Raw genomic sequence first — 7,179 nt, forward strand, 5'->3', positions numbered from 1 at the left:
CGCCGGCATAGCGTGGGGTCTTCTCGACGAAGGGAGACACCATGACCGCGTTCAGTGTCGATTCGGATGCCGTCCTCAGCGCCACCGGGGCGATCCGCGCGACGGCGGACCGCCTGCAGGGTGAGACCGCCGCCATGCTCGGTCAGCTCACGCAGTTGCAGGGTACGTGGACCGGAAGCGCCGCCCTGGCGTTCCAGGGACTCATCGACCGGTGGCGGAGTGCGCAGACCGAACTGGAGAGCGCCCTCGCCGACATCGGGACGGCGCTCGCTCACGCCGGCTCCCAGTACGCGCAGACCGAGCTGTCCGCCGCCGGGCTGTTCCGCTGACGCAACGAGCGGACGGAGCAGCGACGCAGAAAGGCCCCTCCGAAGAGGGGCCTTTCTGGTGATGACTCGGACTCAGAAGTCCATGCCACCCGTCGGGTCGCCAGCGGGAGCGGCGGCCTTCTCGGGCTTGTCGGCAACGACGACCTCGGTCGTCAGGAACAGGCCGGCGATCGACGCGGCGTTCTGCAGCGCCGAGCGGGTGACCTTGGCCGGGTCGATGATGCCGGCCGCGAACATGTCGACGTACTCGCCGGTGGCCGCGTTGAGGCCCTGACCGACGGGCAGCTCCGACACCTTGTTCGCGACGACACCCGGCTCGAGGCCGGCGTTGAGGGCGATCTGCTTCAGCGGAGCCTCGATGGCGACCTTGACGATGTTCGCGCCAGTCGCCTCATCACCGACGAGCTCGAGCTTCGCGAATGCACGCTTGCCGGCCTGGATGAGCGCGACACCACCACCGGGGACGATGCCCTCCTCGACTGCCGCCTTCGCGTTACGCACGGCGTCTTCGATGCGGTGCTTGCGCTCCTTCAGCTCGACCTCGGTGGCCGCGCCCGCCTTGATGACGGCCACGCCACCCGCGAGCTTGGCGAGACGCTCCTGGAGCTTCTCGCGGTCGTAGTCGCTATCGGTGTTCTCGATCTCGCGCTTGATCTGCGTCACGCGACCCTCGAGCTGAGCGGAGTCGCCCGAGCCCTCGATGATCGTGGTCTCGTCCTTGGTGACGATGACCTTGCGGGCCTTACCGAGCAGGTCGGTGGTGGCGTTCTCGAGCTTGAGACCGACCTCCTCCGTGATGACCTGACCACCGGTGAGGATTGCGATGTCCTGCAGCTGCGCCTTACGGCGGTCGCCGAAGCCGGGAGCCTTGACGGCGACCGACTTGAAGATGCCGCGGATCTTGTTCAGTACGAGAGTCGCGAGGGCTTCACCCTCGACGTCCTCCGCGATGATGACAAGCTCCTTGCCCTCCTGGATCACCTTGTCGACGATCGGCAGCAGGTCCTTGATGTTGGAGATCTTCTGGTTCGCGATGAGGATGTACGGGTCCTCGAAGACAGCCTCCTGGCGCTCCGGGTCCGTGACGAAGTACGGGTTGATGTAGCCCTTGTCGAAGCGCATACCCTCGGTGAGCTCGAGCTCGGTGCCGAACGTGTTCGACTCCTCGACGGTGACGACACCTTCCTTGCCCACCTTGTCGATGGCCTCGGCGATCAGCGCGCCGATCTCGGGGTCGGCGGCCGAGATGGATGCCGTGGCGGCGATCTCTTCCTTGGTCTCGACTTCCTTGGCCGAAGCGAGGAGTTCGTCGGAGAGAGCCTTGACGGCCTTCTCGATGCCCTTCTTCAGCGAAATGGGGTCGGCGCCGGCTGCGACGTTGCGCAGACCTTCGCGCACGAGCGCCTGAGCGAGGACCGTGGCGGTCGTCGTACCGTCACCGGCGACGTCGTCGGTCTTCTTGGCGACCTCCTTGACGAGCTCCGCGCCGATCTTCTCGTACGGGTCGTCGAGTTCGATCTCCTTGGCGATCGAGACGCCATCGTTCGTGATGGTGGGAGCGCCCCACTTCTTCTCGAGCACGACGTTGCGACCGCGGGGGCCCAGGGTCACCTTGACGGCGTCAGCCAGGATGTTCAGGCCACGCTCGAGGCCGCGGCGGGCCTCTTCGTCGAAAGCGATGATCTTTGCCATAAGTGTGTCGTCCCTCCCGGACGTGAGGATGAGTCTTTAGCACTCGCGAGGTTGGAGTGCTAACTCATTCTGGCACTCTGGCATGACGAGTGCAAGCCGCGCCGGACGGGGCGTGGCGGGAGGACGACGCCGCCTCGAGCGGCGTCAGGCGACGACGCGGACCGACTCGGCCTGCGGGCCCTTCTGTCCGGCGCCAACCGTGAACTCGACGGTCTGCCCCTCCTCGAGCACCCGGAATCCGGACATGTCGATGTTGGAGTAGTGGACGAAGACGTCCTGACCATCGGTCACGGTGATGAAGCCGAAACCCTTCTCGGCGTTGAACCACTTGACGGTACCTTGGGCCATGCGAATCTCCTGATGCTGCGGTGGGACTTCGCAATGCTAACCAGCGGTCACAACGCGCCATCGCCGATCCGGCAAGTATTGACATGGACGCATCGAACTGTTCACACGCATGAAACACGGAGGAGTCCGTGCCTCATGACCGACGCTCAGCCCGCGGGTGTGGCGCCGGCATCCGCGCGGTCGGCACCGATGACGACCACGAGCAGCTTGCCTCCTGCAGCATCGACGAGACTCTTGTACGCGTCGCTCAGCGAAACCGCGGCGCCACCGATGGTCTGGGCGAGCCCGCGGGCTGCTCCCTCTTCGGCGGGGTCGGTGTAGAACACGGTGGTCGTCTGGAAAGACGAACCCGCATCGCCGGCGGTGACATCGTTGCTCGGCCACCCCGCCGCGATGATCTTCTGTGCGAAGGCCCCCGCGAGGCCCGACTGTGCGCTGGCGTTGAGGACGCTGACCTTGTACGACGTGTCGACCACGGGCTCGGCCGTCGCGATCGGCACCGGAGTCGCACTCGGCGACGGAAAGAGCGTCACCCGGCCTGTGACCACGAGGGTGCCGAAAATGCCGGCGGCAACCAGCACGACGATCGCGATGATCGACCACAGCACGACGACGCCGCCGCGCATCCGCGGGTTCTCGGCGCGGTGAGCGCCGATGCGACCCCCGTCGGAGGGCAGATCATCGAAGCGGTCCTTCTGCGTGGGCGTTCTCGACACCAGAGAATGCTACCGGGCCGTGCCCGCGGGAACCGTGGACGCCGCCGCACGGCTCGCCCGCTCGCGCGCCCGCACGTCGCGAAGGCGTCGCAGTCGGTGCACGAGCATGGCGTCGTATGCCGCGGCATCCGGTTCATCGATCACACGCCCGATGAGCTGGTAGTAACGGGCGGGTGCCAGCGCGAGCTCGGCGCGGATCGCTTCTTCTTTCACCGCGTCGTGGCCGCTCCAGCGGGACTCGAAGTCGAGCAGAGCGCGGTCGCGGTCGGTCAGGGGCACACCTCACGGTAACGCCGCCTCGGGCCGCATCCGCGGCGCCACACGCGCGATCTGCCGGTTCGACGCATCCCACCCGCCGGCATGTCGGGTTGAATAGGTACGGAGTAAGGAGCCAGAAGATGACCTATCGCGTGAGCAAGACCGACGAGCAGTGGCAGTCGGAGCTGACCCCCGAACAGTACGCCGTGCTGCGTGAAGCGGGAACGGAGCGCGCGTGGACGGGCGAGTTGCTCGACGAGAGCCGCGCCGGTCTCTACACCTGCGCCGCGTGCGGGGCGGAGCTCTTCCAGAGCGGAACCAAGTTCGACTCGCACTGCGGGTGGCCGAGCTTCTATGAGTCGGTGCGCCCCGAAGCGGTCGAGCTCATCGACGATCACAGCCACGGAATGGTGCGCACCGAGGTGCGCTGCGCAAACTGCGGATCTCACCTCGGTCACGTGTTTCCCGATGGCTTCGGCACTCCCACCGGTGACCGCTACTGCATGAACTCCCTGTCGCTGTCGTTCACCCCGGTCGACGACGCGGACGCCTCGTGATCGACGCCGTGACCGACTACCCCGCACTCGCGGCCGTCCGAAGCCGTCGGTCGTGGTCGAAGGTGACGGATGCCGCGCCCTCCCGGGCAGAGCTGCTGACCCTCGTATCCGCAGCCGGACGCGTCGCCGACCATTCGTCGCTGCGCCCGTGGCGCGTGATCGAGCTGCGCGGTGACGACCGGCTCGCCCTCGGTGCTGCGATCGCGAAGGCGGAGGGCGACGACAAACCGTCGACGAAGCCGCTGCGCGCTCCCCTGGTGCTGGCGATCGTCGCGAGCTACCGCAAGAGCGATAAGGTTCCGCGCTGGGAGCAGGAGGCGGTCGCCTCGGGCGTGGCGCATGTGCTCAGCCTGTTGCTGGACGAGGCCGGATGGGGCGTGATCTGGCGAACGGGTGGCTACACCCGTGCCAAAGCGGTCGCCAAGGCGCACGGACTGGGCAGCGACGAGGTGCTTCTCGGCTGGCTCTATGTCGGCGGCAAGCCCGCGGGCGCACGCCCCGGTCGCCGCAAGAGCGTCGACCCCCGCGCCCACCTCAGCCGCATGCCGGCGACGGTGAAGGCCGGCGTGAAGGATGTTCCGGCGAAGAAAGATGACGCGAAGAAAGGCAAGAAGAAGCGCTGAACGCGACGCGGACCCCTCAGGCGTGAGGCCGGCGCCACGGCGCGACGGCGACGATGACCGAGCTTCCGGCGACGATCACCATGAGAAGTTCCGTCGCCCAGCCGGGCCCGGCATCGGCGGGCCAGATCGTGTCCAGCGCGAACGCCGTCGCGAGCTGGCCCACCACGACGCCGAGCCCGAGCAGCAGGACGCCGGTGTGGGCGACGAGCGCTGCCGACAGGAAGATGTAGATCACTCCGACGATGCCGCCCAGGTAGAGCCAGGCATCTGCGGGCAGTGATGCGGGCGCGCCGACCAGGGCGACGTGCACTGCCGCGGCGATAGTAAGGACGACGGTCCCGCCGAGGAAGTTGACGAACGTCGCGGTCAGAGGCGTCCCGACACGCTGACGCAGTCGCCCGTTGGTCGCTTGCTGCCACGCGATGCCGACGCCCGCGACGAACGGCAGCAACAGCATCCATATCGGTACCCGGTCGAGCACGCCGCCCTGAAGCGAGATACCCACGGCCACGAGGGCCAGAGCGCCGCCCGCTACGCGCGGCATGGTCACCGCGACGACGCCCGCCGGTCCGTAACCGATGCGGTCGAGGATCAGCCCGTTGAGGGTCTGCCCGGCCACGACGCCGACCGTGAAGAGTGAGACGCCGATGACGGCGACCGCCAGGCCCTGTGTGGCGACGGTGAGCGCTCCTGCGAGGCCGCCGCCCAGCATCCACCAGGGAAGGGAACGGTTGCGGATGCCGCGGACGAGCGCACCGAATCCGCGACGCCCGGCCGGAAGGGCTGCGGAGAGGACGGCCAGCGCGACGAGGCCCGAGCCGAAGGAGATGACGGCCGCGACGAAGCCATCACCGATGCGCAGGCCGAGTTGACCGTTGATGCGAGCCTGAATCGCGGTGAGCACGCCCACAATGACGGCTCCGCCGAGCGCAACGCCAGCTGGGAGGCGATGCGTCGTCGGAGGGCTCACGGCTCCTCAGCCTAGACGCCGATCGAAGGCGACCGCGGTTCAGTCGTAACCGAGGATGCAGATCGCTTCGGTGACGGTCTCGGGTTCGGGATGCGGGTCGTGGTCGTCCACGAGATCGAATCTAGAGGCGGCCGGCGCGACACGCTAGACGCATCGCCGTGGATAACGAGTTCGAAGTCGAGTGGCCAGCCTCGTCATGAGGAACGAGCTGGTGACGGGTTGACCGGTCACCAGCTCGTTCCTCACGCTCGGGGAGACGTTGTCAACTCTTGGCTAGTTCAACCACCGATCGTTGAGGCCTCTCGAGGCGCCGATGTAGCGTGTCTCGTGGCAGGGCCACGAGTGAATGACATACGGAACAGAGGAACACCTTGAACAAGAAACCAGCCAAAGCACTCGCGTCCGCTCTCGCAACGGTGGGTCTCGTCTTCGGCCTCTCGCTGGCCGCAGGTCCGGCAACCGCCGCTGAGGGACAAGACCGCGCCACGGCCGCCCGGGCAGTCTATGACCGAGTGGTGGCCTCCGCCGATCCGGACGCTGCCGTCGAAGCGCTGTCGCCTGCCGATCACGATCTCTTCGTGTATGCAGTGACGCCAGTCTCGGAGGAAGTGACTGAAACGGTGACCCCGGCGTCAGGCACCACTGCTCGCAGCTCTTGCAGTGAGAGGACGCAGCTCGGGCAAGGCAAGAGCGCAGCCGGCGTCGCGCTCTACGACTTCTGGACGACGGGTCGAATCTGCTGGGACGGCGGAGTGTCTTCGGCAACGTACCTCGACGGTGGGGGGTCGTCCGGCGCCCTCGGATGGAACTACACCGGTTCCACACACGCCGAAGGCGTCATTTCCGGATGGGGCTACGCCGTTGGACGGCACAACTTCCAGCTCAACATCGCTGGCGTCGTCGTTCAGTCCCCGACCGGCTGCGCCCGCGTGATCGGCAGCAGTGGCGCCATCTTTGGCGACGTGGGCAACTGCAACCTCGGCTAACGAAGGGAGTCGCCACGCGATGAACGATAACGATGTGCACGCCCGCCCGCGGCGGGTCTCGGGATGGTTGATCCCGTTGGCGTGCGTTGTGCTGCTTGTCGCAGCAATGCTCGCACCGATCACGGCACCATTCGTTGCGGCCGCAATCGTCGCGGCAGCCATCCATCACGCCATTTGTATGGCGAAGACTGACGGTTCTCCCGCCCCGTTCGCGGCCCTGCTCGGGCTGGACATCCTCATGATCGTCCTCATCGTCGGACTGCTCGTGACTCGCTAGGCAGCCACGTCTCCTGAGCCATGTCAGTCGTGACCGGTTTGGTAGGTGAATCGGCCTGACTTTCGTTCCGTTCTTCAAGCAAGGATGGATGACGATGAACAGGAAGTATTCGCCGGAGATGCGTGAGCGGGCGCTCAGGATGCTCGCTGAGGCGCGGCCGGAGCACCCGAACATGATGAGCGCGGTCCGTCACGTGGCCGGGCTGCTGGGGATGAGTCCGGAGACGTTGCGGTTGTGGCAGCGTCGCTACGAGGTCGACGCTGGCACCAAGCCCGGTGTCACGAGCGAGGCGGCCGTGCGGATCAAGCAGCTGGAGAAGGAGGTCTCGGAGTTGCGGAAGGCGAACGAGATCCTCAAGGCTGCGAGGGTGAACTCAACCCGTCAGCGCAACAGTGCTTGGAGCCTATCGGCTGGGGTGTCGAA

General features: G+C 66.6%; 11 protein-coding genes. 6 read left to right on the forward strand and 5 right to left on the reverse strand.

Annotation, left to right across the window (positions count from 1 at the left end; translation table 11 throughout):
• Positions 1-41: 41 nt before the first annotated feature.
• The gene (locus ITJ43_RS14520; RefSeq protein WP_194584570.1) at positions 42-329 is read left to right on the forward strand and encodes a WXG100 family type VII secretion target; all 288 of its coding nucleotides are present in this window, start codon (positions 42-44) and stop codon (positions 327-329) included.
• Positions 330-401: 72 nt separating this feature from the next.
• Here the strand turns inward: ITJ43_RS14520 and groL are convergent, their stop codons facing one another.
• The 4 genes from groL to ITJ43_RS14540 form a co-directional block, all read right to left on the reverse strand.
• Positions 402-2,021 carry a chaperonin GroEL gene (groL, locus tag ITJ43_RS14525; RefSeq protein WP_194584571.1) on the reverse strand — a complete coding sequence of 540 codons (1,620 nt, stop codon included), beginning with the start codon at positions 2,019-2,021 and terminating at the stop codon, positions 402-404.
• A gap of 144 nt (positions 2,022-2,165) precedes the next feature.
• Positions 2,166-2,369 carry a cold-shock protein gene (locus ITJ43_RS14530; RefSeq protein WP_005051075.1) on the reverse strand — a complete coding sequence of 68 codons (204 nt, stop codon included), beginning with the start codon at positions 2,367-2,369 and terminating at the stop codon, positions 2,166-2,168.
• Between the two features lie 146 nt (positions 2,370-2,515).
• Entirely contained in the window at positions 2,516-3,085 is a 570-nt protein-coding gene (locus ITJ43_RS14535; protein ID WP_194584572.1) for a LytR C-terminal domain-containing protein, read from the reverse strand.
• A 9-nt stretch (positions 3,086-3,094) separates the two neighbouring features.
• A complete protein-coding gene (locus tag ITJ43_RS14540) occupies positions 3,095-3,364 on the reverse strand; it encodes a DUF3263 domain-containing protein (protein ID WP_194584573.1) in 270 nt (89 codons plus the stop codon).
• 119 nt (positions 3,365-3,483) lie between these two features.
• On the opposite strand from ITJ43_RS14540, the gene msrB reads away from it, so the two are divergent.
• Positions 3,484-3,900, forward strand: a complete 417-nt coding sequence (msrB, locus tag ITJ43_RS14545) for a peptide-methionine (R)-S-oxide reductase MsrB (RefSeq protein WP_194584574.1) — start codon at positions 3,484-3,486, stop codon at positions 3,898-3,900.
• Entirely contained in the window at positions 3,897-4,523 is a 627-nt protein-coding gene (locus tag ITJ43_RS14550) for a nitroreductase family protein (protein ID WP_194584575.1), read from the forward strand. The genes msrB and ITJ43_RS14550 overlap by 4 nt, the downstream gene beginning before the upstream one ends.
• A 16-nt stretch (positions 4,524-4,539) precedes the next feature.
• Here ITJ43_RS14550 and ITJ43_RS14555 read toward each other — a convergent pair whose 3' ends face one another.
• Positions 4,540-5,493 (reverse strand): DMT family transporter, encoded by a 954-nt coding sequence (locus ITJ43_RS14555; protein WP_194584576.1) that lies wholly within the window; start codon positions 5,491-5,493, stop codon positions 4,540-4,542.
• 515 nt (positions 5,494-6,008) lie between these two features.
• Between ITJ43_RS14555 and ITJ43_RS14560 the strand changes: the two genes are divergently transcribed.
• The 3 genes from ITJ43_RS14560 to ITJ43_RS14570 all read left to right on the forward strand — a co-directional run.
• On the forward strand, positions 6,009-6,479 hold the full coding sequence (locus ITJ43_RS14560; protein WP_194584577.1) for a hypothetical protein: 471 nt from the start codon (positions 6,009-6,011) through the stop codon (positions 6,477-6,479).
• Positions 6,480-6,498: 19 nt separating this feature from the next.
• Positions 6,499-6,756 carry a hypothetical protein gene (locus ITJ43_RS14565; RefSeq protein ID WP_194584578.1) on the forward strand — a complete coding sequence of 86 codons (258 nt, stop codon included), beginning with the start codon at positions 6,499-6,501 and terminating at the stop codon, positions 6,754-6,756.
• Between the two features lie 94 nt (positions 6,757-6,850).
• A partial coding sequence (locus tag ITJ43_RS14570) for a transposase (RefSeq protein WP_194584579.1) occupies positions 6,851-7,179 on the forward strand: 329 nt, incomplete at its 3' end.

The organism is Microbacterium sp. VKM Ac-2870, from assembly GCF_015350795.1.
GTDB lineage: Bacteria > Actinomycetota > Actinomycetes > Actinomycetales > Microbacteriaceae > Microbacterium.